The sequence below is a fragment of the Streptomyces sp. NPDC041124 genome (assembly GCF_055592385.1).
In genome coordinates, this window is the sequence record NZ_JBVIYR010000026.1 from 1 (window position 1) to 1,282 (window position 1,282).

A 1,282-nucleotide genomic window follows, 5' to 3' on the forward strand; every position below is an offset into this window, starting at 1 on the left:
ACGACGTCCTCGGGCCACTGGTTGGCCTCCGCGAGCAGCACCGTGTCCGGGTACTGGGTGTCGATCTCCTTGCGCACCCGCTTGAGGAACGCGTGCGAGGCGGGCAGGTTCTCGCAGTTGGTGCCCTCGGCCGCGTACAGGTACGGCACCGCGTCCAGCCGGAACCCGTCGATGCCCAGGTCCAGCCAGAAGCGCAGGGCCGCCAGGATCTCCTCCTGCACGCGGGGGTTCTCGTAGTTGAGGTCCGGCTGGTGGGAGAAGAAGCGGTGGAAGAAGTACTGTCCCCGCACCGGGTCGTACGTCCAGTTGGAGGCCTCGGTGTCGACGAAGATGATGCGCGCGTCGGGGTAGCCCGTGTCGTCGTCGGCCCATACGTAGAAGTCGCCGTACGGTCCGTCGGGATCCTTCCTGGACTCCTGGAACCACGGGTGCTGGTCGCTGGTGTGGTTCATGACGAAGTCGATGATCACGCGGATGCCGCGCTGGTGGGCCGCGTCGACGAACTCCACGAAGTCGGCGAGGTCACCGAAGTCGGGCAGCACGGCGGTGTAGTCGGCGACGTCGTAACCGCCGTCGCGCAGCGGTGACTTGAAGAACGGCGGCAGCCAGAGGCAGTCGACGCCGAGCCACTGGAGGTAGTCGAGTTTGGCGGTCAGGCCCTTCAGGTCGCCGATGCCGTCGCCGTTGCTGTCCTGGAAGGAGCGGACCAGGACCTCGTAGAAGACGGCTCGTTTGAACCAGTCGGGGTCCCGGTCCCTGGCCGGTGTGTCCTCGAACATGTCCGGCAACGGCTCGTTCACGCTCATGACGTTCCTCGCCCTCCGTTTCGCTGTGCGGCGGGCGGTCGCTGGACGTGCAGGACATGCGCGGGAGCCCGCCCCGGCTCCAGCCGCACGTAGTTGGCGCTGCCCCAGCGGTAGGTCTCGCCGGAGAGTTCGTCGTGCACCGTCACGGACTCGTGCCGGCCCAGGCCGAGTTGCGGCATGTCCAACGAGACCGTGGCCTCCTGGGTGTGGTGGGGGTCGAGGTTGGCGACCACGAGTACGACGTCCGTTCCGCTGCGCTTGCTGTAGGCGATCACGGCGTCGTTGTCGGTCCGGTGGAAGCGCAGGTTCCTGAGCCGGTGCAGTGCGGGATGCGCCCGCCGGGCGGCGTTGAGCTTCGTGATCAGGGGACCGATGGACCGCCCCTCGCGCTCGGCGGCTTCCCAGTCGCGGGGGCGGAGCTGGTACTTCTCGCTGTCGAGGTATTCCTCGCTGCCTTCGCGCAGGGGGGTGTTCTC

The 1,282-nt window shown here is 67.6% G+C and carries 2 protein-coding genes; both read right to left on the reverse strand.

Annotated elements, in window-relative coordinates:
- Positions 1–806, reverse strand: an 806-nt coding sequence (locus ACZ6A9_RS32520) for an alpha-amylase family glycosyl hydrolase (RefSeq protein WP_468993307.1), incomplete at its 3' end; no start/stop codon positions are given.
- Positions 803–1,282, reverse strand: a 480-nt coding sequence (locus tag ACZ6A9_RS32525) for an alpha-glucosidase C-terminal domain-containing protein (RefSeq protein WP_468993311.1), incomplete at its 5' end; no start/stop codon positions are given. The genes ACZ6A9_RS32525 and ACZ6A9_RS32520, both read right to left, overlap by 4 nt.